Source organism: Paenibacillus terreus (assembly GCF_042138595.1).
GTDB lineage: Bacteria > Bacillota > Bacilli > Paenibacillales > Paenibacillaceae > Paenibacillus > Paenibacillus terreus.
The window spans coordinates 199,137-224,709 of record NZ_JBHIRX010000009.1 but is presented as its reverse complement, the minus strand read 5'-3'; the positions used below and the strand labels follow the sequence as shown (position 1 = coordinate 224,709).

23 protein-coding genes and 1 riboswitch are annotated in these 25,573 nt (G+C 54.1%); of the genes, 6 read left to right on the top strand and 17 right to left on the bottom strand.

The features are described 5' to 3' along the window. Nucleotides 1-89: 89 nt before the first annotated feature. The 8 genes from ACE5KN_RS17715 to ACE5KN_RS17680 form a co-directional block, all read right to left on the bottom strand. Complete coding sequence (locus tag ACE5KN_RS17715) at nt 90-1,643, bottom strand: response regulator transcription factor (protein WP_375526726.1); 1,554 nt, start codon at nt 1,641-1,643, stop codon at nt 90-92. Beyond that, complete coding sequence (locus tag ACE5KN_RS17710; protein WP_375526727.1) at nt 1,621-3,399, bottom strand: sensor histidine kinase; 1,779 nt, start codon at nt 3,397-3,399, stop codon at nt 1,621-1,623. Before ACE5KN_RS17710 ends, ACE5KN_RS17715 begins: the two co-directional genes overlap by 23 nt. A 133-nt stretch (nt 3,400-3,532) precedes the next feature. Next, the gene (locus ACE5KN_RS17705) at nt 3,533-3,790 is read right to left on the bottom strand and encodes a hypothetical protein (RefSeq protein ID WP_375526728.1); all 258 of its coding nucleotides are present in this window, start codon (nt 3,788-3,790) and stop codon (nt 3,533-3,535) included. Nucleotides 3,791-3,876: 86 nt separating this feature from the next. Further along, the gene (locus ACE5KN_RS17700; RefSeq protein WP_375526810.1) at nt 3,877-4,743 is read right to left on the bottom strand and encodes an inositol monophosphatase family protein; all 867 of its coding nucleotides are present in this window, start codon (nt 4,741-4,743) and stop codon (nt 3,877-3,879) included. A 115-nt stretch (nt 4,744-4,858) separates the two neighbouring features. Further along, complete coding sequence (gene uvsE / locus ACE5KN_RS17695) at nt 4,859-5,860, bottom strand: UV DNA damage repair endonuclease UvsE (RefSeq protein WP_375526729.1); 1,002 nt, start codon at nt 5,858-5,860, stop codon at nt 4,859-4,861. An 83-nt stretch (nt 5,861-5,943) separates the two neighbouring features. After that, nucleotides 5,944-6,267: a hypothetical protein gene (locus ACE5KN_RS17690; protein WP_355325252.1), complete on the bottom strand. Its 324-nt coding sequence runs from the start codon at nt 6,265-6,267 to the stop codon at nt 5,944-5,946. Nucleotides 6,268-6,363: 96 nt separating this feature from the next. Further along, entirely contained in the window at nt 6,364-7,455 is a 1,092-nt protein-coding gene (locus ACE5KN_RS17685) for a D-alanine--D-alanine ligase (RefSeq protein WP_375526730.1), read from the bottom strand. A 56-nt stretch (nt 7,456-7,511) separates the two neighbouring features. Then, a complete protein-coding gene (locus ACE5KN_RS17680) occupies nt 7,512-8,513 on the bottom strand; it encodes an amidase domain-containing protein (protein WP_375526731.1) in 1,002 nt (333 codons plus the stop codon). A gap of 204 nt (nt 8,514-8,717) precedes the next feature. Between ACE5KN_RS17680 and acnA the strand changes: the two genes are divergently transcribed. From acnA to ACE5KN_RS17660, 4 genes are all read left to right on the top strand, one after another. After that, the gene (acnA, locus tag ACE5KN_RS17675) at nt 8,718-11,435 is read left to right on the top strand and encodes an aconitate hydratase AcnA (protein ID WP_375526732.1); all 2,718 of its coding nucleotides are present in this window, start codon (nt 8,718-8,720) and stop codon (nt 11,433-11,435) included. A 117-nt stretch (nt 11,436-11,552) separates the two neighbouring features. Further along, on the top strand, nt 11,553-12,503 hold the full coding sequence (locus tag ACE5KN_RS17670; protein WP_375526733.1) for a helix-turn-helix transcriptional regulator: 951 nt from the start codon (nt 11,553-11,555) through the stop codon (nt 12,501-12,503). A gap of 72 nt (nt 12,504-12,575) precedes the next feature. Further along, nucleotides 12,576-13,355 carry a zinc ribbon domain-containing protein gene (locus ACE5KN_RS17665; RefSeq protein WP_375526734.1) on the top strand — a complete coding sequence of 260 codons (780 nt, stop codon included), beginning with the start codon at nt 12,576-12,578 and terminating at the stop codon, nt 13,353-13,355. 269 nt (nt 13,356-13,624) lie between these two features. Then, a complete protein-coding gene (locus tag ACE5KN_RS17660) occupies nt 13,625-13,771 on the top strand; it encodes a hypothetical protein (protein ID WP_375526735.1) in 147 nt (48 codons plus the stop codon). 61 nt (nt 13,772-13,832) lie between these two features. Here the strand turns inward: ACE5KN_RS17660 and thiC are convergent, their stop codons facing one another. The 3 genes from thiC to ACE5KN_RS17645 form a co-directional block, all read right to left on the bottom strand. Then, nucleotides 13,833-15,611, bottom strand: coding sequence for a phosphomethylpyrimidine synthase ThiC (gene thiC, locus ACE5KN_RS17655; RefSeq protein ID WP_375526736.1), 1,779 nt, complete (start codon nt 15,609-15,611; stop codon nt 13,833-13,835). Between the two features lie 39 nt (nt 15,612-15,650). Further along, entirely contained in the window at nt 15,651-15,851 is a 201-nt protein-coding gene (locus ACE5KN_RS17650; RefSeq protein WP_375526737.1) for a hypothetical protein, read from the bottom strand. A 5-nt stretch (nt 15,852-15,856) separates the two neighbouring features. Further along, a riboswitch (TPP riboswitch) is annotated at nt 15,857-15,969 on the bottom strand. Between the two features lie 96 nt (nt 15,970-16,065). Further along, nucleotides 16,066-16,809, bottom strand: a complete 744-nt coding sequence (locus ACE5KN_RS17645) for an IclR family transcriptional regulator (RefSeq protein ID WP_375526738.1) — start codon at nt 16,807-16,809, stop codon at nt 16,066-16,068. Between the two features lie 295 nt (nt 16,810-17,104). Here ACE5KN_RS17645 and ACE5KN_RS17640 point away from each other — a divergent pair, with 295 nt between their 5' ends. Further along, nucleotides 17,105-18,118, top strand: coding sequence for an alpha/beta hydrolase (locus tag ACE5KN_RS17640; RefSeq protein ID WP_375526739.1), 1,014 nt, complete (start codon nt 17,105-17,107; stop codon nt 18,116-18,118). Nucleotides 18,119-18,424: 306 nt separating this feature from the next. Next, on the top strand, nt 18,425-19,558 hold the full coding sequence (locus tag ACE5KN_RS17635) for a superoxide dismutase (protein ID WP_375526740.1): 1,134 nt from the start codon (nt 18,425-18,427) through the stop codon (nt 19,556-19,558). A 57-nt stretch (nt 19,559-19,615) separates the two neighbouring features. On the opposite strand, the gene ACE5KN_RS17630 is transcribed toward ACE5KN_RS17635, so the two are convergent. The 6 genes from ACE5KN_RS17630 to ACE5KN_RS17605 all read right to left on the bottom strand — a co-directional run bounded on the left by ACE5KN_RS17630 (nt 19,616) and on the right by ACE5KN_RS17605 (nt 25,538). Then, the gene (locus ACE5KN_RS17630) at nt 19,616-20,455 is read right to left on the bottom strand and encodes a lipoate--protein ligase family protein (RefSeq protein ID WP_375526741.1); all 840 of its coding nucleotides are present in this window, start codon (nt 20,453-20,455) and stop codon (nt 19,616-19,618) included. A gap of 220 nt (nt 20,456-20,675) precedes the next feature. Beyond that, a complete protein-coding gene (gene folE / locus ACE5KN_RS17625; RefSeq protein WP_375526742.1) occupies nt 20,676-21,269 on the bottom strand; it encodes a GTP cyclohydrolase I FolE in 594 nt (197 codons plus the stop codon). A 48-nt stretch (nt 21,270-21,317) separates the two neighbouring features. Beyond that, nucleotides 21,318-21,575, bottom strand: coding sequence for a YneF family protein (locus ACE5KN_RS17620; protein WP_375526743.1), 258 nt, complete (start codon nt 21,573-21,575; stop codon nt 21,318-21,320). A gap of 114 nt (nt 21,576-21,689) precedes the next feature. Then, nucleotides 21,690-22,718 (bottom strand): HD-GYP domain-containing protein, encoded by a 1,029-nt coding sequence (locus tag ACE5KN_RS17615; protein ID WP_375526744.1) that lies wholly within the window; start codon nt 22,716-22,718, stop codon nt 21,690-21,692. Between the two features lie 203 nt (nt 22,719-22,921). After that, complete coding sequence (gene queG, locus ACE5KN_RS17610; RefSeq protein ID WP_375526745.1) at nt 22,922-24,688, bottom strand: tRNA epoxyqueuosine(34) reductase QueG; 1,767 nt, start codon at nt 24,686-24,688, stop codon at nt 22,922-22,924. Between the two features lie 424 nt (nt 24,689-25,112). Next, nucleotides 25,113-25,538, bottom strand: a complete 426-nt coding sequence (locus tag ACE5KN_RS17605) for a GNAT family N-acetyltransferase (protein ID WP_375526746.1) — start codon at nt 25,536-25,538, stop codon at nt 25,113-25,115. Nucleotides 25,539-25,573 lie beyond the last annotated feature (35 nt).

Sequence of the window (25,573 nt, the reverse complement as noted above, 5' to 3'; positions counted from 1 at the left end):
CGTCCCGCTGTTTTGAATACACAAATCCGGCCTCGAACCTTCAAAAAACAGAGGGGCCTGCTCACACCCTGAGCCTGCCCCTCTGTATTCTAATCATGAGCTTTAATATACTCGGACGGTGTCATGCCGGTCCACTTCTTGAACACCTGGCTGAAATACTGCGCATTGCCGCCAAACCCGAACATTTCAGCCAGCTCGAACACCTTCACATCTCCGCTGCTGCGGATGTACTCGGCTGCCCGTTCAATCCGGAAGCGGTTCACGTAGTGTGAGAAGGTTTCTCCCGTGACTTTTTTGAATATTTTGCCGAGATAATCGGAATTCATATACAGCATCTGGCTGGCGACGCCGTTGAGCGAAAGTTCGGAATTGGCATAGTTCTCCTCGATAATGAGGAGCATCTTCTCCACCGTGGAGGATTGGCGGTAAATATTCCGCTTGTAGTACATGGACGTTAATCGCTCCACCGCGTCTTTCACAAAAGCCTGCAAAGCGGGCAGCGTCCCGATCTCCGCCAGCTCCGCCATTCGCGCCGTAAATAGCGGACGTTCCTCCTGCGGACAGACGCGGATCATCGCAGCGTACAGCTGCAGCACATAGGAACGGGTGACTGTGATTTCATACCTCTGCTGTGCCATGATGGTGAACAGGCGCTGCACCTCGGCCGCCGCTTCCTCGACATTGCCCGCCTTGACCAGCAGGCAAAATTTGTCTTCATCCATTTCAAAGTCCGCGTTCTCCCTGGCCTCCGCCGGGGCGATATCCTCCTTGGTAATCAGGCTGCCTTTGCCCGTATAAAAACGGTGATTCATGCAATGCAGCGTCTCCCTATACAATCGCCTTGCATGCAGCATCCGGTCGCCTTCGCTGACCGCAGCCGTCACCTCCAGCTTGTAAAACCTGCTGAATGTGGCCCTGACCGTCTCAATATCCCTGATGAGCCCTGCCGAGTCGCCCGGATTCTCCACGACAATTAGCAGCTGACCTTCAATCGTTGTGCTGAAAAGCACGTTCTGCAGCAGATCAGAGGCAATATTCTGCAGCGCAAACAAATGCTCAGGCTCATGCGCTTCCTCCAGCCGCAGCAGCAGCATTCTGACATCCTGCCCGCGCAGCTCAAGGCCGAACAACTGCTGGTAATATTCGAGTTCACGGCTGCCATAGGTTTTGTTGGTGACAAGCTCCCTGAGAAACTGCTCTTTGACGTGAGGCAGCATTTTGCGGAAATCCTGCTTCATGCGATTGACGAAGGTTTCCCGCTCATGCTGTTCCTTTCGCTCTGTCAGCAGCTCCGCCAGCGCCTCCTGAATTTGCTGCTCATTGCATGGCTTCAGCAGATAATGTTTCACACCGTACTGCATTGCCCGGCAGGCATAATCAAAATCCTTGTAGCCGGACAGCATGATAAACCGGATATCCGGGAATTGCTCATGTGTCTTGGCGACAAGACCGATGCCGTCCAGGCCGGGCATGGAAATATCGCTGATCACAATATCGGGCTGAACTGTACGGATCTGGTCAAAGGCCTCGATGCCGTTGCGGGCCGTTCCGACCAGCCGGGTGCCGGCGCCGCTCCAGTCCACAACCTGTGAAATGCCGTCCAGAATGACTCGCTCATCATCAACCAGCAGCACTTTGTACAAGCTTTTCTCCCCCTTCGAGTAAAGGAATCCTTATCGTGACCGTCGTTCCTTCATCCGGCCCGCTGTCCAGCTCTAGCCCCCATTGCGGTCCAAAGGTCAGTTGGATCCGTTCCTGAATATTGTTCAGACCGATGCCCTGTCCGCGTGTGCGGATCTGTCCGCTGCGCAGCCTGGCAAGGAATTCGCCGCTCATGCCGGGACCGTCATCCTGCACCCTGACGAGCAGCACGCCATTTTCCTCATACGCAGTAATTGTAATGGTGCATGGATCAATATTCGGCTCAAGCGCATAGTGAATGGCATTCTCCACCAGGGGCTGCAGTGTCAGCTTGGGGATAAGGGCTTTATCCAGCCCTTCCGCAATATCCAGGTTGAACCGGAGACGTTCTTCAAACCGGGTCGTTTGGATCGTGACATAACTGCGGACAATGTCCAGCTCCTTTGCAAGCGGGATCAGCTGCTCCCGGAAGCTTACGGCGCTGCGCAGCAGAAAGCCGAGCGCCTCCACCATTTCCGATATTTTATGCTGCTTGTTCACCTTGGCCAGCCAATTGACCGATTCAAGTGTGTTGTATAAAAAATGAGGGTTGATCTGTGCCTGAAGCGCTTTCAATTCTGTTTCACGCAGCAGCAGCTGTTTGGCATAATTCTCGTTAATCAACTCGCGGATACGCCTGATCATCTTCCTGTAGGTCCGGTGCAGCAGCCGCACTTCGCCGTGAGAGGTTGAAGGAATCAGTCCGAGGGCTTCTTCCTCAAGCCTGTCCAGGTCGCCTTTCTCGATATTGCGCATTTGCCCGATCAGCTGGTGAATCGGCCTCGTAATGCTGCCTGACAGCCTTGCGGCCAAAGCCAGTGCAATAAGAAGCAATAGAATAAAAATGACGGTAATCAACTGCTTAATGATTGAGATACTGCGAAACATATCGTCAAACGGGGTTGTATGCAGGTAAGTCCAATCTGTGTAGGAAGAGCGTGCCTGTGCTGTAAAATACGTTCCTTCCGCATAAGTGCCGATTCCGTACGGCTGCTCCCTCCCCAGCTCGGCTTTGAGCTCATCCGGGTGAAGCAGGGGTTTTTCCGGGTAAATGATTTGTGTCCCGTCCGTGATGATGAGCTGACCGGTATCCTCATCATGCACACGGTCGTTGACGATCCGGTCAATCCGGATGCGCACAACCAAAGTCCCCAGACCTTCCAGAGAAAAAGAGGAGTCCGTGAAGGATTTGATCTGCCGGACCGCGAACAGCGAAGATTGCCCGCTGGCATACCAGGTGTTGGAGCCGCTTTTTCCCTCCGCCAGCCTGATCAGGTCTGACTGCAGCCCTTCGGACATATCCTCCCGATTGCCTGCGGACATGACATAACGCTGATTGTCGATGAGCATCATGGAATATACATATTTCTCCGATCCTGCGAACGCAATCAGCCGGTTCGTTATCTTCTTGCGCAGCACCAGCTTCTCATAAGGAGACGTCTCTCTCTTCAGCTGCCGGAGATATTCCTGCAGAGGCTCATCGGACACCACCTTGAAGGTGAGCTGCTCCATGTCCTTGAGCTGATTTTCTATCCCGATGGAGGACATATTGAGCACTTCAGACGTCTTGAGATACATTTGTTCATCATAAATCCGAAACACATAACCCAACACCGCCGCAAAAATAATAAAGCTGACGAGCATCAGCATCGAAATGAGCAGCATCATCTTGCGATGAATCCCAGCATGTATGAAAGCGTTTTTAAATATATGCGCCATCATATCTCCTCCTTCACGTTTCGTGCGGTGCGGGGATAGGAGCTCCGGATAACTTGATAAATCCTGATCTTAAAAAAATACCCCATGCCCTGGACTTCGGCAAGAGGTATTTTCACAAAATGTACCATATCTTTCATTTTTGTTCCCGCTCATCCGCGGGCTTCGAGCGCTGCGCTCGTTTCATGTAATCATCGTAGCGGCCGTCCAGTTCCTTGGCCATGCTGCGGTACTTCAGCGTATGCTCAACAATCGGGTCAAGCCGGGTCTGAATGCGGACTTCGTACTTGGGCGAGAGATTCGCACGTTCCCGCTCTTTCTCATCCTCCGTTTGCATCTCGCCTTCCGTCAGCATATCGCGCAGTCTGCGTTCAAGCTCCTCCGGGTGTTCCATAACTTCATTCCTCCTTCTGCCGTACCATGCGGCCGTGAATTCAGTATGAGCAGTTATTGCCGCAGCCATGTATCCGCCAGGCCGGATTACTCCTGCCCGGTTGCACCCGCTTCCTTCAGGACGGCAGCCAGCTCCTGATGGATCGCGCCATTGCTGGCGATCACATGCCGAACGCCGAGGTCATAAGGCCGGCCAAGCGTATCGGTGACGGTGCCGCCCGCTTCCTGCACCAGCAGCGCGCCCGCGGCCAGATCCCAGGCGTTCAGGCCGACCTCCGTATACGCGCTGAGTCTTCCCGCCGCCACATAAGCCAAATGCAGTGCGGCGGACCCAACAGCGCGCAGGCTTCTGACCTGCGGAGCCAAGGCCTGGACAGCCCGCATGTTGACAGGCATGGCAAAGCCAGGGTCCGGCGGAAAGCCGATAGCCACCAGACTGTCAGAGAGGCGGTCTTCACCGGATACGGTCATGGGATTGCCATGAACATAGACGCCCTTGCCTTTCTCGGCCACAAACATCTCATCCCGCGAAGGGTCATAAATAACGCCCACGATGACCTCGCCCTTATGTGCAAGGGCGATGGATACGGAATAGAAGGGAAGTCCGTGCACAAAATTGGTAGTCCCGTCCACCGGATCGACAATCCAGAGATACTCCTCTTCAAGCGCGGCGGCAAGCGCTTTGGCAGACGCCTCTGCTCCAGGCTTCACACCTTCTTCACCAAGGATGGCATGATCCGGAAAATGGGTCAGGATCAGCCGGCGAATCATCTGCTCGGCCCCTTTATCCACCTCGGTTACAAGATCCTGCGGCGAATGCTTCGTGCTCAGCTGCTTGACCGTGCCCAGCCTGCTCTTGATCCATTCTCCCGCCTTGGAAGCGGCGTTGACCGCCACTGCGGTATAGCTTTTGCTTGATACGACATAGGGAACCTTTTCTTCACCATTCTCCATCAAAACGCTCACTCTACTTTCTATATCATTCTATCGAGCAATACTCTGATGCTTTAACAGGATACGCCATGCCCGATGCAAAGTTTCGCCTAAATCCGAATCCGATGTTCTGCGTCTATGGTTCAATGTCGACGGCTGCGCCACCCGCCATGGTAACGCCGTCCCCTTCATGCCTGGATAGCTCTCTCACCAGATTAAAGAGCGCTTCGTCCTTGCGCTTGGCCTCAATCATGACATCCAGGCAGGGGGTTGAACCGGCGACAGCCCGTAAAAACTCCAGCACCGGTCCGGGCTCCACGTCATCGGCATGTCCCCGCGGGTCACGCTCGCTTTTGGGGCTGGAGATGTGAATTTTGGGAGGCAGCGGCTGGTCAGCGGGAGATCCCGCCTGGGCAAGAGGAGATCTCCATGTCTTCTGAATAGCCGGCCACAGCTCCCACGGCCGTTCTCCGTCATTGTTCACCCATTGATGATGGAGATCGAGCACCATCGGCAGCCCTGTATGCCTGCATACCTCCAGCGTTTCGACCGCATTAAAGGTTTTATCGTCGTTCTCGAGGGTGAGCCGTTCCTGCAAAGCCCGCTCCAGTCCGGCAAAATGCTCCTCAAATCGCGCTGCTGAAGCACGCTTGTCCCCATATGCACCGCCAATATGAATGTTGTTCTTCGCCGCAGAGCCAAGCCCCATGGCATCCAGCATTCTGCCGTGATGTTGAAGATCGCGGACCGAGCTGGCCAGCACCTCCGGGCGTGGGGTACTCAGAACGGTAAAATGATCCGGATGAAATGATACCCTCATATGATGAGCCTTAACATAATCCCCCACCTCGGCGAATGCCGCACGGAGGGCCGTGAACGGGTCCCAGTCCTGCAGATCGGCATGCGTAGCCAGCGGGATCAGCTTGGAGGAAAACCGGTATACCTCAATGCCATTCGCCCTGTTATGCCTTAGCAGCCTGAGCGTGTTATGCAGATTCTCTTCCGCAATGCGCTCCAGCTTGCGGATGGCAGCTTCCCTGTCCGCAAGCTTGTTAAAACTCGTCAATGTCATCGTTCTCGACGGCGAGGCATTTTTAATCACCATGGACATCGCCACATATCCGAACCGGACCCTCATGCTGCTTCCTCCCGCTGTAGCTTTTAGCCGTGACTGGCTTCCTTACCAATCTTACCCGGAAAAAGCTTCAGCGATTCAACCCGTCAGGAGGATGCCTGCTCCCCGAAAAACATTTCATAAGCCAGGGCAGTCTGTACCCGCGACTCTTCTTCGTTCAGCTTGCGGACGAGCACCATCTCAACCTCCGTGACTTCCTCTCCCTGAAAATTGATCTCCGCGATGCAGCCCATAATTTTGACGATCGCCACCGCCGTATTATCCGGGCTGTACGCAATCACCTTCTGGCCGGTCGGAAATACGCGCAGACCGCTTTTCACCATTTTGCCGCGGCCGTATTCCAGCAGTTCGTACAGCTCCTGCTCGCTTTTAAACTTGCATACAGAATTAAATTCAGTCTGGAAGCCCATGGGCGGCACCTCTTTTCCATAAAATGAACCTCTAAAAATAATTCAGGAAGCGGAAAAAGGGAGCCTACACTCCCTTCATCCGGCATATTCCTGCAGTTAAACGTTCTCGTAATTCAGTTCCGCTCTGCGTTCATAACGCTCCAGCCCCAGGCTGATCATCCGGTCCAGAAGCTCCGCGTAGGACAGCCCGGTCTCTCGCCACAAAAGCGGGTACATACTGTACGGCGTGAAGCCCGGCATCGTATTGACCTCATTGATCAGAATCTTGCCGTCAGACCTGCGCAGGAAAAAGTCGGCGCGGGTTATTCCGCAGCCTTCAATGGCGCGGTAAGCAAGCAGTGCCGCCTCGCGGAGCTGCTCCGCCTTCTCCGCGTCGATCGGCGCGGGAATCAGCATCTCGGACTGGCCGTCCGTATATTTGGCCGTATAATCGTAATACTCCGCCGAAGATACGATCTCGCCCGGCACTGACGCGACCGGCTCTTCGTTGCCGAGCACGCTGACCTCGATCTCGCGCGCATCGACAAACTCCTCGACGATCACCTTCAAGTCGTAGCGGAACGCATATTCAACGGCCTGCTCCAGCTCTTCTCTGTTGCGCGCTTTGGAAATGCCGACGCTGGAGCCCAGGTTCGCAGGCTTAACAAAGCTCGGATAACCCAGTTGATCCTCCATTTCCTGCACGAGACCGTGGCGGCCGTTTTTCCATTGTGCATGGCTGAAATAACAGTATTTCACCTGCGGAAGCCCCGCCTGGGCAAACAGCTTCTTCATGACGCCTTTATCCATCCCGGCAGCCGAAGCAAGGACACCAGCGCCCACATAAGGCATATCAGCCATCTCAAACAGCCCCTGGATCGTCCCGTCTTCGCCAAAGGTGCCGTGCAGCAGCGGAAACATGATATCCGGTCCCGCCGGCCCGCCGTAAAGTCTGGAGAATAGGGAATCCATGGCCGCCTTCGTGCCGCCAAAGGCACTCTCCAGCTTAAGCTCCCCGACCTCCGCAAACGGCCCGTCCATCTCCTCTCCCTTTCTCCACTCGCCCTGCTTCGTAATATAAAAAGGAATAATTTTATATTTACTGAAGTCAAATGCATTCATAACGGCAAATGCGGTCTGCAGCGAGACCTCGTGTTCGCCCGACTTCCCCCCGTATACCAAGCCTACGGTCAAAACCTTCTCAACCATGTGTACCTCCGCTTTCCTTCTTCAACTTTAAAACAGGCCGATAATGGGCCAGCTGGTTAAAACTGGTCCGCTATATGGTAGAAGCGATAGACCGTATTCTCCGTCCACGCATAGGAATCCCGATAATCCCAGTATCGGTGGCGCGCGCTAACCGTTTGGGCATTCACGAGCGGCATGCCGCCCGCATCAAAAGCCGTCACAATCGTGCTGTGCTGAAATCTGCCCGTTCCGTCCCAGTCATACAGAATCACATCTCCAAGCGTCAGCTGATCGGGCCTTGCTACTTCACTGGCGGTAAGCCCCCATGTACTGGAACGCAGATACAGTCCCAGACTGTTCGCCACGGCCCAGCTGTAGCTCCACAATTCGCGTCCGTTCGCCATTCCTTTATACCACCAGCCCGATTCTCTTTTACCAGTATAGTGGATCGGCGCTCCCCCTGCAAAGAGACATTGGGAGACAAAATTGGTACAATTCACTTCAAAATTTTCAAACTCGGGGTTGGCTCCGTTCCACCACCGGTCCGCGTAGGCGGCAGCTTCCTCGCGGCGGTATCTGCTCGGTCTTGCCGCAGTGCCAAAGCCGAGCACATTGTGATTGAGCAGCGGCATGTTCTCGGCGTGAACGTACACCGCAGGCTCAAACGGCGCTTCCGCGCCGGACAGCCGCCGCTCACCGTCCGCTCTCTCAACCTGCCTGACCTTCCATTCCGTTCCTTCCCGTCCGAAGGTCAGGCGCTCGCGCTCCACCCGCTCCTCCCGGTGAGTCATGCCGGCCTTGTCATAAAAAAGGCGGACATAGAGAAGGACGTCGGCCACAACCTCCGCATCCGTCTCCCGGATCATGCGCTCCGGCTTGACCCGCGTCTCGGCGTGAAGCGGAGTGGTGCCGCGTTCCTGATGCCAATCCTTCATTCTGGCCATGCGCTCTCCTCTCTTCATCAGAAAGTGCAGGTCCGTAACCACATTCTCCTCCTTGAGCGGACCGTATTCGACCTCGCATCTGTTGAACTGGTTGACATATGTGAATAATGCCTGCTTCCAATCCGGGTGCAGCATGCCCTCTCCTCCTTTTCTGACCTGGCTCGCCCGACACACGGGACAATATTCCTATACTATCTGTATGAAGGCAGAAGGAATCCTATGAAAGGGGGGTTTAAAACCCTTTACGAACAGGCATGAAAACGGTATACTTATAACAAAAGCACTGATTTTGAAATAGAGTTTCATCAAGTGAAACAACTCTGCTGAGGAGGTACTTTAATGTCAGGAAAAGACCAGTTTTCAATTGCCCGCAGCCTGGATGTCAACGGCAAGTCTTACCGTTACTACAGCCTGAAGGCTCTGGAAGAGCAAGGTGAGGCGGGGGTAGCAAAGCTTCCTTTCTCCATCAAGGTATTGCTGGAAGCCGCGCTGCGCCAGTTCGACGGACGCGCCATTACGGAAGAGCATGTCAAGCAGCTGACGAAGTGGGCGGAAGATCGTGACGCCAATAAAGAAATTCCATTCATCCCTGCACGCATCGTGCTGCAGGATTTCACCGGGGTTCCGGTTGTCGTCGATTTGGCGGCCATGCGGGACACCGTGAAGAAAGCCGGCGGAGATCCGAAGCAAATCAACCCGCTCGTTCCGGTTGACCTGGTTATCGACCACTCCGTTATGGTCGATGCCTTCGGTTCCAAGGATGCGCTGGATTACAACATCAGCGTTGAGTTTGAGCGCAACGAGGAGCGCTACCGCTTCCTGCGCTGGGCACAGACGGCATTCGATAATTTCCGCGCCGTTCCTCCTTCCACCGGTATCGTGCATCAGGTGAACCTGGAGTATCTGGCTTCCGTGGCCGCGACCAAAACCGTGGACGGCGAGACGGTTGTGTTCCCGGATTCCCTGGTCGGAACAGACTCCCATACCACCATGATCAACGGTCTTGGCGTTGTAGGCTGGGGTGTCGGCGGTATCGAAGCTGAAGCGGGTATGCTTGGCCAGCCGCTCTATTTCGTAACGCCTGATGTCATTGGCTTCAAGCTGACAGGCAGCCTTGCGGAAGGCTCCACCGCAACAGACCTTGCGCTTACCGTTACGGAAATGCTGCGCAAGAAGGGCGTAGTCGGCAAATTCGTGGAATTTTACGGACCTGGCCTGGCGAACATCAGCCTCGCAGACCGCGCGACAGTTGCCAACATGGCTCCGGAATACGGCGCAACGATCGGCTTCTTCCCTGTAGACGCTGAGACTCTGGCTTATCTGCGCAGCACCGGCCGCAGCGATGAGCAGGTTGCGCTTGTTGAAGAGTATTACAAAGCTCAAGGCATGTTCCGTACGGCGGACACTCCTGATCCGGTGTTCAGCGACACGATCGAGCTGGATCTCGCGTCCGTGGTGCCGAGCCTTGCCGGACCAAAACGTCCGCAGGACCGGATTGAGCTTACTCATATGAAAGAAAACTTTAACGGCGTCATTCGCACGCCGGTTGATAAAGGCGGTTACGGCCTGAGCGACGAGAAAATCGCGCAGAAGGTTCCCGTTACGCATAAAGACGGCTCCACAAGCGAGCTGGCTACAGGCGCGGTTGTCATTGCAGCCATCACCAGCTGCACCAACACCTCCAACCCGAGCGTTATGCTGGGCGCAGGCCTGCTTGCCAAGAAAGCCGTACAGCGCGGCCTCACGAAGCCTGGCTATGTGAAGAGCAGCTTGACTCCAGGATCGCTTGTCGTCACCGAGTATCTGCAAAAGGCCGGTCTGATCGAGCCGCTTGAGGCGCTTGGTTTCCACGTAGCAGGCTACGGCTGCGCAACATGTATCGGCAACTCCGGTCCGCTGCCTGATGAAGTCAGCCAGGCTATCGCCGATAACGATATGACGGTTGCAGCCGTTCTGTCCGGCAACCGGAACTTCGAAGGGCGTGTCCATGCACAGGTTAAAGCCAACTATCTGGCTTCTCCTCCGCTGGTTGTCGCATACGCTCTGGCAGGAACGGTCAACATCGACCTGCAGAACGATCCGATCGGTTATGACCAGGAGAACCAGCCGGTGTACCTGAAGGATATCTGGCCATCCTCCGAGGAAATCAAGGAAGCGATCAGCCTGTCCCTCAGCCCGGATATGTTCCGCAAGAAATATGAGAATGTGTTTACAGCCAATGAGAAATGGAACGCGATTGACGTTCCGGAAGGCGAGCTGTATGAGTGGGATTCGAACTCCACCTACATCCAGAACCCTCCATTCTTCGAAGGGCTGCAGGACGGCGTGAAGGATATTCAGGAAATCCGCAACGCACGCGTGCTCGCGCTGCTGGGCGATTCCGTAACGACTGACCATATTTCCCCGGCGGGCAATATCGCCGTGAACAGCCCGGCAGGCAAATACCTGACGGAGCATGGCGTGGAGCGCAAGGACTTCAACTCCTACGGTTCCCGCCGCGGCAACCACGAGGTCATGATGCGCGGCACGTTCGCGAATATCCGTATCCGCAACCAGGTAGCTCCTGGCACGGAAGGCGGAGTGACCAAATATCTGCCTACGGATGAAGTCATTTCGATCTACGACGCTTCCATGAAATATCAGGAAGCAGGACAGAATCTGGTGGTCATTGCCGGCAAGGAATACGGCACAGGCAGCTCCCGCGACTGGGCAGCCAAAGGTACCTTCCTGCTTGGTGTGAAGGCCGTCATCGCGGAAAGCTTTGAACGCATTCACCGCAGCAACCTCGTCGGCATGGGCGTGCTGCCGCTGCAGTTCCAGGAAGGCAACGGCTGGTCCAGTCTCGGACTGAACGGTCAAGAGACCTTCGATATTCTGGGTCTCGACAACGAAGTGAAACCGGGTCAGACTCTTACTGTAATCGCCAAGCGCGAGGATGGCACGAAATTCGAGTTCCCGGTAACGGCTCGTCTCGACAGCATGGTGGATATCGATTACTACCACAACGGAGGCATTCTGCAAACCGTACTGCGTCAGATGATTCAGAGCAGCAAGTAATTTTTATCCGTTATCCCAAGCTCTTCAGGACAATACATGTCCTGGAGGGCTTTTTGCCGTGCTTCCAAGGCTTTATAATCATGTACAAGCATTTGAGACCTGAGGAGCGGATAAATCGTGAAAATAGATCGACTGCTGGCCATTGTCATCCTTTTACTGAACCGGCGTATGATTCAAGCCAAGGAGCTCGCGGAGCGGTTTGAAGTATCCGTGCGGACCATTTACCGCGACATTGACGCGCTTGCCCGTGCAGGCATCCCTGTAGTGACCTATCAGGGTGCGGGCGGAGGAATCGGCCTGAGCGAAGGCTACCGTCTTGACCGGGCTTTGCTTAACGATGAAGAGTTGGCCGCTATCGTCACCGCCCTGCGCAGCCTGGCAACCTCCGATCCGGAGGCGGACCGTTCCTCCCTGCTGCTGGAGAAAATACAGCAAATTATCCCCGTATCCAGAGCGGAGCATTTTCGTTTCCGTACCGAGCAATTTATCGTGGACTATTCCGATTGGGGCGGTCGCGGGGAATTGCAAGAGCTCCTCACTCTGCTCAAGCAAGCCATCAGCGGGCTTCACCCTGTCCACTTTCGCTACAAGGACGCTGAGGGACGGATAAGCTCGCGCAGCTTTGAGCCTTATACGCTGGTGCTGAAGCATCATCAATGGTACGTGTACGGCCGCTGTATGGAACGCGAGCAGTTCAGGATGTTCAAGCTGATTCGGATGCGTGAGGTCAGTATGGCCGAGGACTTTACATTTGCCCGTGAGCCGATTGTGCTTGAGGAGCTGCCCTGGCAGCAAAGCTGGAACAAACCGGATAACCGGATAAGGCTGGTGCTGCGTTTCAGTCCTGACGGAGCCCACCTTGCCGAAGAATGGTTTGGTCACGAGACTTTGGAGGAGCATGTTGACGGGAGAACCATCGTAACATGCCACTTCCCGGAAAATGACTGGCTGTACAGGTTTATCCTCAGCTTTGGCGTAAATGTGGAAGTGCTAGAGCCACCGCACGTACGGGACGGCATTCGCGCTATGGTGCAGCAGATGCAGCATCATTACGGTGACGCCACCTGAACATGACAGTAGGCTGTCATGTTCGCCTCTATATACTGTAGGAGAATATACAGTCCCAAGGAGGCAAATGAAATGATAACTAATGAACAATGTCAAAGCTGCGGTATGCCTATTCACAGTGAAGAGCTGGCAGGTACCGCTGCAAACGGGAGCCTGGTCTATGAATACTGCAAATACTGCTATCAGAACGGGAGCTTTACCCAGCCTGACATTACGATGGAGGACATGATCCGGCTGAGCATCCCTTTTCTGCGGCAGGAAGGCTGGGAAGAGGAAGCTGCGAGAAGCATGCTGTCCAACTCACTCCCTTTATTAAAGCGCTGGGCCGCTCAAGAAGCGGAAGCACACTCTTCGTCAGTACAGCCTCTTAAATTTATTGAAAAAGAAGCCTTTATTCTGGTCGGGAAAGCGGTCCGTACAACCAACGCCGCAGAAATGTCCGGACAAGGCCTCATTCCTGGCCTGTGGACTTCCTTCTTTCAGGAAAGCACGGAGGTTAGGCCTGCGGGTCCCATTTACGGATGCTACACCGACTACGAAAATGGGGTATTCGGACAGTATACCTTTCTGCTGGGAAGCGCCGTGTCTCATGATGAAGAAATTCCGGATGGGCTGTCTTCAGTTACCCTCCCTGCCGCCAGATATGCTGTCTTCCGGACCGAATACGGACCGCTTTATCAGGTTGTAGCCGAAGCGTGGCAGCACATATGGCAGTGGTCTGCGTCTGTGCAGGGGCTGGAACGAACCTTTTCCGGTGACTTCGAGCTGTACAATGAATTCGCCAGAGAGGACGAGAGTGGACAAGTGGACATTTATATTGCAGTAAGAGAAAGCACCATTCGACAGCACTAAAAAACGTTGCATAAATCTGATAAATCCGATCCATCCAACGGGGCCTGCAGGCCCCGTTTTTTTATAGGCACTTTTGCATGCATTAAGCCGTTTTTACCACCATGATGATCTTGAACACAAGACCTTACTACTGTTTTCGGCAATTATGGTTTTAAACCCTGTAACCTTCGGGTAATATTGAACATCTAATAGATAACCAGCCCCAAACGTTCTCTGAATTAGGCTCAAATACCTGCATACCTACTGTACCTGAAGAGGAGGAAGCGAAAATGAACTATAATGTGACGATACATACACTGATGCCGTTTAACCCCCAATACCCGAGAACCGCGACACCCTCCAGTAAAAAAGAAGACAGCAACGAGAAAAAAATCAGCTTTCAGGATGTTTTAAAAGAGAAAATGATGCAAAAATAGGCGCCCCTTTAAAGGGCGCCCTTTGCTTTTACAGCAAAGCTTTCATCTTTTCATTATGATATTAGCTGCTCCGTCCTTCGCGATATTCCAGCGCTTTTTCTTCCAGCCCTGCGACAATGGCTTCCTCCTCGCTGAGTCCCTTCTCTGCTGCAAACGCCCGGATGTCCTGTGTAATACGCATGCTGCAAAATTTAGGACCGCACATGGAGCAGAAATGCGCATTCTTCGCCCCCTCGGCAGGCAGCGTCTCATCATGATACTCAAGCGCGCGCTCCGGATCCAGGGACAGATTGAACTGGTCGCGCCAACGGAATTCGAAGCGGGCTTTGGATAGGGCATCATCCCGCTGCTGCGCCCTTGGGTGGCCTTTGGCAAGGTCCGCGGCATGGGCGGCGATCTTGTAGGCAATCACCCCTTCACGCACATCGTCCTTGTTCGGCAGGCCAAGATGCTCCTTCGGTGTGACATAACAGAGCATGGAGGTGCCGAACCAGCCGATCATGGCAGCGCCGATGGCCGAGGTAATATGGTCGTATCCGGGAGCAATATCCGTCGTAAGCGGACCCAGCGTATAAAATGGCGCTTCTTTGCAGATTTCCATCTGCAGATCCACGTTCTCCTTGATTTTATGCATAGGCACGTGACCCGGCCCCTCGATCATCACCTGCACATCATGCTTCCAGGCAATCTGCGTCAGCTCGCCCAGCGTCGCCAGTTCAGCCATCTGAGCTTCATCGTTGGCATCGTAAATGCTGCCCGGACGCAGACCATCCCCGAGCGAAAAGGCAATATCATAGGTCTTCATGATTTCACAGATCTCTTCGAAGTGTGTATACAGAAAGTTCTCCTGGTGATGGGCCAGGCACCACGCTGCCATGATGGACCCGCCCCGCGATACGATGCCCGTCATCCGTTTGGCGGTCAGCGGAATATAACGGAGCAGCACGCCGGCATGAATCGTAAAATAATCCACTCCCTGCTCCGCCTGCTCAATCAACGTATCCCGGTACACTTCCCAGGTCAGCGCTTCGGCCTCCCCATTGACCTTCTCCAGCGCCTGATACAGCGGCACCGTTCCGATTGGCACAGGAGAGTTGCGGATGATCCACTCGCGAGTCGTATGGATGTTGCGGCCTGTTGACAGGTCCATCACCGTATCTGCTCCCCATCTTACAGCCCAGGTCATCTTCTCCACCTCCTCCTCTATGGAGGAGGTTACCGCCGAGTTGCCGATATTGGCGTTGATTTTAACATGAAAATGGCGGCCGATCAGCATTGGCTCACTCTCCGGGTGGTTGATGTTCGAGGGCAGTATGGCCCTTCCGCTGGCCAGCTCCTGGCGTACAAATTCCGGATCAACCCCCTCCCGGATCGCCGCAAATTCCATCTCCGGTGTTATCATTCCCCGGCGGGCATAATGCATCTGGGTGACATTGCCCCCCGGCTGCGCGCGCAGCGGCTGGCTGACAGCACCCGGAAACTCCTCCGCAGGGCGGGTCCCTGCCCGAAGTCCGTTATCCTCAGGCTTCACAGCCCTGCCTTCGTAACGCATGACATCCCCTCTCTCCTCAACCCACGCCCGGCGCAGCTTGGGCAGTCCCTTGCGGATATCCGCCTGATACGACGGGTCGGTCATGGGACCGCTGGTGTCGTATACACGCAGCGGGGCATTATGCTCAATCCCCTGCGGTGTATGGGTGTCATGCAGTGCTATCTCTCTTTCAGGCACGAGGATATCCGGTCTTGAACCCTGGATATAGACCTTAGTGCTGGCAGGAAAGGTCCCGATTACCGTATTTGTGCTGCCCTCCGCTGCTGTTTTCCGCTTGCTCTCTGTCATTTGCTTATTCCTCCCGAGTCGCCAAATTCCTCATCGGGATCATACCGGAGAAAAAATGATGCTGTCGGCCGGCTGCAAAATACGGACCAGCACGCTGCCTTGTCCTTGCGGGTAGCGGCGGTACGATGTACATTTTGCAGCAAATGAAAAAGCCGGTTCCCGAGGGAACCGGCTGTATACAAACAGGCTCCGTGCACAGCCCGGGTCATTCCCTGACTGCAGCACATACTGCCCATCCATTTGATTTCATTGGCCGGTTACTTCCCTACGCTGGTATGATCCAGATCAGGTGCAAAGGGTCCGGAACCTGGAACGGTTCCATCTCAGCCCGGTACTACGGGCCCCCCCAGTAACTTCGGCAGCTTCATGCCGCCGATCAAAACTATGCTGTTCACAGGCGGATGGCTCCGCCTTCCAATTCAGGTTAGCCTAAAAGGGACGGTTTGGCAACCCCTTAAGGAAGCAGCATGCCCATTTCCTTGCCTGCCTCCACGATAACAGGGGCAAATTCATGCAGGGTCTCGGGCGACAGCCTGCTCACCGGACCGGAGACGGAGAGAGCCGCTGTAATCTCCCCTCGATGATTCATAATCGGGGCGGATACGGCCGCGGCTCCGGGCTCGCGCTCTTCATAGCTTGTGGCATAACCCTTGGCCCGTATTTCCTCAAGCTGCTTCCAGTATGCTTCATCTCCGGCCAAAGTCTGCAGCTCGGGGCCCTTCTTCAGCTGCTCCAGCTCCTCCGGCGAAGCGAATGCCACCAGCACCTTGCTTGACGCGCCTACGGACAGAGGCATGCGGGCTCCGACGGTCGCCACACGGCGTATGGCCTGTGTACTCTGTACAGCCTGGATACGGATACGTTCATCTCCATCCCGTATATACAGGCTCACCGTTTCCCCCAAACGGTCGCGCAGCTTCTCCATCAATGGCAGCAGCAGCACCGCCGGGTCCTCATTGCGTGACATATGGGTCGACAGCTCCCAGATCCGAATGCCCAGCCGATATTTTTCCGTAGCTGTATTGCGGATGACAAAACCTCTTTCCTCCAGCGTCGTGAGCAGACGGTGAACCGTGCTTTTGTGCAGCCCGATTTTTGCCGCAATTTCCGTCAGCCCCAAATCGGTGGCTTCCGTAAAACACATCAAAATGTCCAGGGCCCGTTCGACAGCACGAACGGTCAGCTTCCGGTCCTCCATGGCGCCCCCCCTCTCTCCCTTGAATTTAGCGATATGTTCAACAGACCACTAATGGCTGCAGACAGTCAATTTTTCAGCCTATTCGTTTCACTTAATGAAACCGGGTTACATAAATTATATATAATATCAGGATACACTGTAAACTGTTTTAGCGGCAGCGCGGTATATATGAAAGAGGCAAATATTATCATTTGCTGTCGAATTGACTTTGGTGCTGCGGCCTTTTACGATTAAGTATGTGGTGCTGATACAGCACGCCCAAACGAACTTTATTAATGATCAAGGAGGCTCTCCGATGATTGCGACACCCCAGGGCGGCACATCCGTGCAGCCTGCTGTCAACGAGCCGCCCGCCCAGCTGTCACCCCGGTTAATCCGGTTCAAGCATATCATCATTGCGCTTGTATTGTCGGTTGTATTCTTTTTTATGTTTTGTTTTATCGCGCTGCATGCGTATATCGTCTGGTTTTTGTCCAATCCGACTGTAGCCCCCCTGTACTCCAATCCGCTGCTGGCCAAGGACATGGCATATGAGGAAGTGACCTTTCCCGCCAAGGACGGCAGCCGCATGATGCAGGGCTGGTATATCCCTGCGCCGAATTCCAATAAAACGATTGTCTTCAGCCACGGTTATGGCGCAAACCGCGAGGAAAGCTGGATTCCCATGTATGATCTGGCCCATTATGCGCACAGACAAGGGTTTAATGTCGTAATGTTCGATTACGGCTTTGCCTCCCAGACCAACAGGGAGGTTGCTACGGGAGGCCGGGCTGAATCTCAGCAGCTGCTCGGCGCCATTCAGCTTGCCAAGCAGCGAGGAGCCCAGGAAATTATCGTCTGGGGCTTTTCCATGGGGGCAGGCACTGCTCTTCAGGCTGGCCTGCAGACCAAAGACGTGAATGCCATGATCCTGGACAGCGCGTTCCTGCTGGAGCCGGATACGCTGTATCATAACATTCATAATCAGATTGATCTTCCCCGACATCCTTCACTTGAAATTCTGGAGCTGCTGTTCCCCGTTCTGAACGGAACAGGTCTGCAGCAAATTCCTTACCAGCAGGTGAAGGCGGAGGATTACCCTTTCCCGATCTTCTTCATCCACGGCACCAAGGATGAGAAAGCCCCGTATCCGATTGCGGAAGCGCTGGCTGCGAATCAGACTAATTCCGCGTCGGACGTCTGGATTGTGGAGAATGGGCTGCATGAGCTGATTTTCCGGGAGCACCCGCGCGAATATTTACGCAGAGTGTCCACATTTCTGAGTAATGTACAGCAGCAGCTGCAGCATTCCAAAGAGAACAAATCATAAGCTTTTCAAGGCGAACCTTTACGATCCCCTCACGGCGGACAGTGACTTGAGCACATGGAAAATGGCTCAAACACTGGACGCCTGAGGGGATTTTTCAATGTTCAGAATGAATCTTGCATGTTTTTTTCATATGGACAAAACATCACGCGATGAACATGAGATCCAAAGGATTATGGTGCCTCCACTATGACCGTAAATTAAGTGCGGTTAGTTCCTTTCTTTCCCGAATAAGGCAGGCCTCCTTCCGAATATAATACGCTGTCACATCCTTGGGAGGAAAGGATGCCTGAAGGGAGGTCCTGCATAATGTCAGATCCATTCAATTCGCTGCCGTCTGTCCGGATACTGGAACAAATCGATAGCTGGAAGAGCAGCGAGAAGAGCTATATAAGCGCATTACAGGAATCCGTGCCTGGCCTGGAACCAGCCTACGCCGGATTGCTGGAAGACTGGGGGCGGGTATTTGATGCAACCCGGAAAATTGCCGCCGAAGCGCTTGACGAGATCTGGGAACGGTCAGGATTGCAGTCTGAAGATGATCCGGAAGATCCCGGTGAAGATCCCGAGATGGACCGTACACTGCAGTATTTGCTGCGTGAGTCCGCCAGACAGTCCCGCGAGTTCCGGCGCCAGATGTCCCTGCTGCAATCCGCCAGCACCGTGCTGCGCGACTCTCCAGCCGCAGCAGAGCTGCTGCAGCGGGCGGAAGATGACAGCACTTATTATCAGATGGCTGCAGAGGGCTTCCATGCGCCGGGAGAGCTGGCCCGTTCGGCGGAGGAGGACGCAGAACGCAAAACGTCCAAGGCCAGGCCCGTGCCCATCGGCGGCCATACCCTGCCCCCGCTCCCCTATCCTTATGACGCGCTTGAACCCCACATCGATGAAGCAACGATGCGGCTTCATCATGACAAGCATCACAAGAGCTATGTAGACGGGCTGAATCAGGCGGAAAAAAAGCTGGAGGAAGCTCGCAAAACGAATGATTTCGCACTGGTCAAGCACTGGGAACGGGAGCTCGCTTTCCACGGGGCTGGACACTATCTGCACACCCTCTTCTGGACCACCATGAGCCCCCGCGGCGGCGGAATGCCGGGTGGAGGCATCGCCGGGCAAATCCAGCGTGATTTTGGCAGCTTCGATGCCTTCAAAAGGCATTTCAGCGAAGCAGCCGACAAGGTGGAAGGCTCTGGCTGGGCTATCTTGGTGTGGGCTCCACGGGCCGGACACCTGGAAATATTGCAGGCCGAGAAACACCAAAATCTCTCGCAATGGGATGTGATCCCTCTGCTGCCGCTTGATGTATGGGAGCACGCCTATTATTTAAAACACCAGAACGAACGGAGAAAATACATAGACGACTGGTGGAACGTGGTCAACTGGCCTGCGGTCGACAGACGATTCGCATATGCTTCACAGCTCAGATGGACGCCTTACTGAGCCTAGCAAGCGTGCTGCTCTTCAGGGGCACCTGCTGTCCATCAGTAGCTTTCTCAGCTAGCTTCTGATCTCACGGTCATAACGCAATCGGAGCCCCTCTGCCTCCCGCTCCAGCTCTGCGGGAGATACGACATGCGGAGCGGCGGAATCCAGCAACAGATTCCGCCGTTTCAGCATCCCGTGTAAGGAGTCGGCATAAGCCTCCACAGACGGCACCCCGGCCAGCTCCTGCAGGCTGCCCATCGTTCCCTGTCTGACTTCAGGATAGCCTGTGTCCGTACCCTGTACAGCCATGCTGTAATAACGCCTTACCTCATCGGCGCGCGCCTCACCGCTGCCTTCCACAATAATAAAAGCGGTAATGATATAGGCCTTGGCCTGCCTCCGCTGGGCGATCCCGCAAAACTTTCGCCCTCCAATAGCGATATCATAGTCACCCGGGCAGAAGGAGCCGGCGATTTCTCCCGCTGCCGCCGCTGTGGACCACGGAGCCAGAGCATCGTTTATGAGCTCCGCCATCAGGCGAAAATCGTCATGGATGTTGATGGAATGCTGCGGATTCGGAAGAATAAGCGACAGATTCAGCACGCCTTCATCCAGCAGCACGGCCGCCCCTCCCGATGGTCGCACACACACGGGAATGCCTTCTCCGCGCAATTCAGCCATCGCTTCTTCGGCAGCAGACAGCCTGCGGTCGCGATGGCCAATGACGAGCGCCTTGGAGCAGCGCCACATATGGAGCACAGGCGCCGCCCCCCGTCCCACCTGCCGGCAGGCGAGCTCCTCCCAGGCGAATGGCCGCCATATATCTCCCTGCAGGTCCCAGACGCCTCTGTCCACGATATGTAATCCGGTCAGGCCATCGCCCGGTTTCCGGTCTGTAGTCTGTTCAGCCATACCTATCCCTCCTTGAGACGGACGTCTCAGCAAGTCTTCGTTATATCGATGAAGTTTATTGATTCCGCCCCCGTATTGTATCATGTCAGCCATCGGTGCCGCACCGTAAAAAACACTGCGGAGTACCCGCATGATTGGAAAGACCAACGCAAAAAAGAGCGAGTATGGATGGTAACCTGGACCACCAAATACTCGCTCTTTTTAATCAAACAGCCAGGTCTTATTCCTTGACCAGCGACAGAAATTCGGCGCGCTGTGCCGCGTTCTCGCGGAACGAGCCGCGAACGGCCGAAGTGACTGTCTTGCTGCCCGGCTTCTTCACGCCCCGTGCGCACATACACAGATGTTCTCCTTCCACGACCACCATCACGCCATGAGGTTCAACCGCTTCCATGAGCGTGTCGGCAATTTGGGAAGTAATGCGCTCCTGCACCTGCAGGCGGCGTGATACAGCCTCTACGAGGCGGGCAAGCTTGCTCAAACCTACAATTTTGCCGCTCGGCACATATCCAATGTGCACTTTCCCGAAGAATGGGGCCATATGATGCTCGCACTGGCTGTAATACACGATGTCTTTAACGATGACCAGCTCTTCATGGTTCTCGTCAAACGTCACACCCAGTACTTCGCGAGGATCGACCTCATAGCCGGCAAAAATCTCTTCATACATGCGAGTTACGCGGGCCGGGGTTTCGAGTAGCCCCTCACGGTCCGGATCCTCGCCAATCAGCTTCAGAATCTCGCCGATATGGTACTCAATTTTATCGCGGTTATCCGCCACTTTGCGGTTTGTGTAATCTTTGACTCCAGCCACATTAACCCTCCTACGCAGCATCAGGTAGCACTGCTGTCTGTATGCTCGTTATTTTCTGCGCCCCTGATTTCTGCGGTTGCCGGGTTGATTTCTGTTGAACTGCTGGCTTTTCATCATCTGCTGTGCTTTCTGCATCTGTTTGCTGTTCAGGTTGTAGCCCATCTGCTTGGCCATTTTTTGCAGTTGCTCAGGATCACTCTGCATTTTCTCAAGCTGCTTGCGCAGGTAGAAAGCCCCGATGAAAAATCCCCCGACCAATCCGAGAATCAGAGTAACAATTGGAATAACAATATTCCACCATTCCACGAAGACGTCACCTCTGTATAATTTGCTGTCTTTTGATAGAAAATATGCTGATTTAAAGCACTAGCATATAATAGCATTTTCACAAGCCGCGGGCAAACGAAACTTTACGGGAGATCAGGCCATTACCGCATCGATGAAAACGGTGGTATGCCGGGCCAAATCCACTTCCTTCACATCAAGATCACGCCCGCTTTCCTTTACCAGTCTCACGACCGGCCTGCCGGGAAGTCCGCGGTGCTGACGCACGACAACCCCCGTTTCCTTTGTAGACAATCTCACGGCCGTCCCGTTCGGATACACCGAAATGATACGGTTGAACTCAACCAGCACCTCATGGTCCAGCTCCGTCCCCGACATGGCCATCATTTTCTCACAGGCTTCATGCGGAAGCATCCGCGCCCCGTTAAAATCATTCACCAGATTGTCGTACGTATTGGCGACGGCCACAATTTTGGCATATAGATGAATTTCCTCTGCAGACAGGCTGCGGGGCATGCCCGTCCCATTGACCCGCTCGTGGTGCTGCAGGGCGACATGGGCGACCATGAGGCTGAATTCCCGTTTGTTTTTAAGAATTTCAAAGCCGGCCCAGGTATGATGGGATTTCAGGATATCCTGCTGCCTGGAAGTATCCGCCGTGCTGATTTTGCCTATATCATGCAGAAGCGCACCGATCGCCAGATCCTTCAGCTGCCCGTAATTCAACCCCATATTGATGCCAATCAGCGTCGACATCAGACACACATTGACCGCATGCACATACTGGGCATTATCGCCTGTGCGGATATCCGTCAGCTGCACAAGCGTTTCCTTGCCGTTCATGACATCCTCAAGAATGCGGTCCACGCTGACATTGACCTTCTTGGTGCTCCACTCCTTGCCGGAGCGGATGGCTGAAAAGGCGTCGTTCATTTCCTGAATCACCGCCTGCTTGGTGGCCTCCGACAAAATGTCCTCTGGTTCCACGTCCTCAAAGTCCGGGTCCTGTATATACAGCATCGTAACGCCGATACGATTCAGCGTGTTAATCATGAAAACCGTCAGCTGTACTCCGGCGGACAGCATCACCGTACCGTTGGATGAATAGACTGTTTTGCCAAGATACTGGCCTGGCTCCACGTTTTCAATACTCACGTATTTCATCAGAATCCCCCCGACGGTTGACGCCTGAAAGCGGGAGCCTGGGTGGCATCCGTCTTTACTCTCGCGCCTGCAATATTTTAGAGGTAGTTCAAAAAGTCAAAAAGTCACCTTATGATCACGAAGGAAATCATGAAGCGGACTCGACATCGAATCTTGAATTCAGCCGGGCCTAAGCGGATGCTTGACTTTTTGAACACTCACTTTTAGGGAGTCTTCCGTTCGATGGACAGCAAATGCGCCTTTGCCTGCAGACCGCCGGCATAACCCACAAGACTTCCGTCCTTGCCGGAAACGCGGTGGCACGGTATAACAATCGGCAGCGGATTCTTGTTGTTGGCGCCTCCGACGGCCCGCACGGCCATCGGTCTGCCGATCGCTTCCGCAATCGTTTGGTAGGAAACAACATCCCCATAGGGTATATCGGCAAGTGCGCCCCATACTTGTAATTGGAAAGGCGTTCCCCGCAAATCCAACTGCAGATCAAAGCTCGTCCGTGTGCCTGCAAAATATTCGCGCAGCTGCCCTATGGCTTCGGCCAGGCGTTCGGGATCGCGGGCAAATCCATACTCGCCTACCCACGTCCGGGCCCATTGCTGCAGTACGGCTTGTTTCACTTCAAAAGCTCCGAATTCAATCAGGCAGATCCCCTGCTCCGTACTGCAGACGGTCAGAACGCCTATGGGTGAATCGAGCTCGTCATAATAGATCGTCTTCTGGCCCGGCCGGACCTCATGGGGAAAAACCGTCCCCTGCAGCTCGCGCGGACCTGATAAAGCCTGCTGTTCATTCTTATCTTCTTTTACATTCGCCAAAAGCGCGGAAGCCGCCTGTCCGATCATCTCCTTCACTTTCTCATGCTGTTCTTTCTCAGATGCTTCGTTGATCGCTTTCATCGCGTCTTCCCCTCCAATTCGGCTTAATGCCCATGCGGCCGTTCCGCGCAGTTCAGGGCGAGGGTCTTCAAGCAAAACCTCCGCCAGCTTGGGAACGGCTGTAACGTCTTTAAAGTTGCCGAGCGCGATAACCGCATTGCGCTGAATCGGCTTTTTTCCCCTCCAGGCTGCTGCACTGCTGCCAAAACGCTCCTTGAATTCACGATTGCTCATATCCAGCAGCGGCAGCAGCAGCGGTTTGACAATTTCCGGATCCGGCGTTAATTCGGGATGCAACTCCCAATTGAGCCCCCGGTTCTTCGGACATACAATTTGACAGGTATCGCAGCCGTACAGCCTGTTGCCGATTTTCAGCATAAACTCCTCATCCAGAAAACCCTTGGTCTGGGTCAGGAAGGAGATGCAGCGCTGGGCATTCAGTTGACCCGGCCCCACAAGTGCTCCTGTCGGACAAGCGTCAATGCATTTGGTGCATTCTCCGCAGCCGTCGGTCACCGGCTCATCAGGCTGAAACGGTATGTTCGTCACCAGCTCCCCCAGATAAATCCAGGAGCCGAGCTCCGGAGAGATGATGGCGCAGTTTTTCCCGCTGAAGCCGATTCCCGCGCGCTCCGATACAGCCCTGTCCACCAATTCGCCGGTGTCTACCATGTTTTTGATGATTGCTTCCGGCACACGTTCCCGAATAAACGCTTCCAGACGCTCCATTGCCTCGCGCAGCACCAGATGGTAATCCCGCCCCCATGCAGAGCGCGCTAAAATACCGCGGTAACGGCCAGGCTCCGATTTGGGCGGGTTCTTCATCTTGGACGGGTAAGCAACGGCTATCGCAATCAGCGATGCGGGCTTGGCCCCATCCAGCGCAGGGTGTATTCGTTTCTCGATGTCAGGCTCCTCAAAGCCGGATTCATAACCTTTGGCCCTGTGCTCCTCAAGAATAGACTTCAATGATAAAAAGGGGTCTGCGCTCGCAAAGCCGATGGAATCGATTCCGAGCGACGGCGCAGCCTCCTGAATTTCCTTTTTGAGTGTGTCCCAATACGAAGCGGTCCCGGAAACACAAGTTTGTTCGTGCATCTTTCCGAGTCACCTCTCCTGATTCATGAATACTAGTGAAACCTAATAGAGGTAGTTCAAAAAGTCATCTTTTGATCACGAAGGAGGTCAGGAAGCAGACTCGACATCGAAATCAGCCGGGACTAAGCAGATGCTTTCGAAGCATGTTTCCTGCGGAAACATTTCAGGTGCTCTCGTACCCCAAGTACGCTCCGCTCCTCAGTCCCTATCTTCATTCAACTCAAGCGTTTTGAAAAAACGCACTTCGGAAGAATACGCTTCGGTGCTGAAAACCTGACTTTTTGAACTCGCACTAATAAGCTGTTTGCCCGTACAATTAGAAAAGCATATCTCCCACCGGATTGCAATGGTTGGGAAGATATGCTTCAATGGTAAATTTCACAAGCTGCAGCGTGTTTACGTTATGTGTACGTTATTAATTGAATTAGTTCGGAGCCAATATACTCAGTTTTTGGAAAGCCTGCAGAATCTGGCTCGCGCCATAACCCATCGCTTCATAAAGCGGCATGGCAGCCTTGTTATGCTCATCACCTGCTACCCAAATCCGGCTAACCTTGCGTTGATGGAAGCGCTGCTCCATCAGTTCGATCAGTGCCTTGCCGATGCCTTTACGACGATGGTCCGGATGGATGGCAATACGGTAATAGCAGCCGTGATTTTTGTCGATTGTTCCGATCAGAGTGCCTACCAGCTCCCCATCTTCTTCAGCCACAAGAATCAAGTCGGAATCCCAAGACAACTGGCGGGCAAATGCCTCAATGGTCTCTTTGTAACACTCTTCCGACAAGGAAATTTGCATCAGTTCAGTTACCTGGCTTGCATCACCCAACTGAAAAGTACGAACACGCATACTACTATCCCCTTCATGTTAGCATTGAAATCACA

Bases quoted from the DNA above. Each gene is read 5' to 3' on its own strand.
- ACE5KN_RS17700 (WP_375526810.1), bottom strand. From the start codon at position 4,743: ATGGAGAATGGTGAAGAAAAGGTTCCCTATGTCGTATCAAGCAAAAGC.
- queG (WP_375526745.1), bottom strand. From the start codon at position 24,688: ATGCACGAACAAACTTGTGTTTCCGGGACCGCTTCGTATTGGGACACA.
- ACE5KN_RS17605 (WP_375526746.1), bottom strand. From the start codon at position 25,538: ATGCGTGTTCGTACTTTTCAGTTGGGTGATGCAAGCCAGGTAACTGAA.
- ACE5KN_RS17635 (WP_375526740.1), top strand. From the start codon at position 18,425: ATGTCAGATCCATTCAATTCGCTGCCGTCTGTCCGGATACTGGAACAA.
- ACE5KN_RS17650 (WP_375526737.1), bottom strand. From the start codon at position 15,851: ATGGATGGGCAGTATGTGCTGCAGTCAGGGAATGACCCGGGCTGTGCA.
- ACE5KN_RS17660 (WP_375526735.1), top strand. From the start codon at position 13,625: ATGAACTATAATGTGACGATACATACACTGATGCCGTTTAACCCCCAA.
- ACE5KN_RS17680 (WP_375526731.1), bottom strand. From the start codon at position 8,513: ATGCTGCACCCGGATTGGAAGCAGGCATTATTCACATATGTCAACCAG.
- ACE5KN_RS17645 (WP_375526738.1), bottom strand. From the start codon at position 16,809: ATGGAGGACCGGAAGCTGACCGTTCGTGCTGTCGAACGGGCCCTGGAC.
- ACE5KN_RS17685 (WP_375526730.1), bottom strand. From the start codon at position 7,455: ATGGTTGAGAAGGTTTTGACCGTAGGCTTGGTATACGGGGGGAAGTCG.
- thiC (WP_375526736.1), bottom strand. From the start codon at position 15,611: ATGACAGAGAGCAAGCGGAAAACAGCAGCGGAGGGCAGCACAAATACG.
- ACE5KN_RS17690 (WP_355325252.1), bottom strand. From the start codon at position 6,267: ATGGGCTTCCAGACTGAATTTAATTCTGTATGCAAGTTTAAAAGCGAG.
- ACE5KN_RS17615 (WP_375526744.1), bottom strand. From the start codon at position 22,718: ATGAAATACGTGAGTATTGAAAACGTGGAGCCAGGCCAGTATCTTGGC.
- ACE5KN_RS17640 (WP_375526739.1), top strand. From the start codon at position 17,105: ATGATTGCGACACCCCAGGGCGGCACATCCGTGCAGCCTGCTGTCAAC.
- ACE5KN_RS17665 (WP_375526734.1), top strand. From the start codon at position 12,576: ATGATAACTAATGAACAATGTCAAAGCTGCGGTATGCCTATTCACAGT.
- ACE5KN_RS17705 (WP_375526728.1), bottom strand. From the start codon at position 3,790: ATGGAACACCCGGAGGAGCTTGAACGCAGACTGCGCGATATGCTGACG.
- ACE5KN_RS17710 (WP_375526727.1), bottom strand. From the start codon at position 3,399: ATGGCGCATATATTTAAAAACGCTTTCATACATGCTGGGATTCATCGC.
- acnA (WP_375526732.1), top strand. From the start codon at position 8,718: ATGTCAGGAAAAGACCAGTTTTCAATTGCCCGCAGCCTGGATGTCAAC.
- uvsE (WP_375526729.1), bottom strand. From the start codon at position 5,860: ATGAGGGTCCGGTTCGGATATGTGGCGATGTCCATGGTGATTAAAAAT.
- ACE5KN_RS17630 (WP_375526741.1), bottom strand. From the start codon at position 20,455: ATGGCTGAACAGACTACAGACCGGAAACCGGGCGATGGCCTGACCGGA.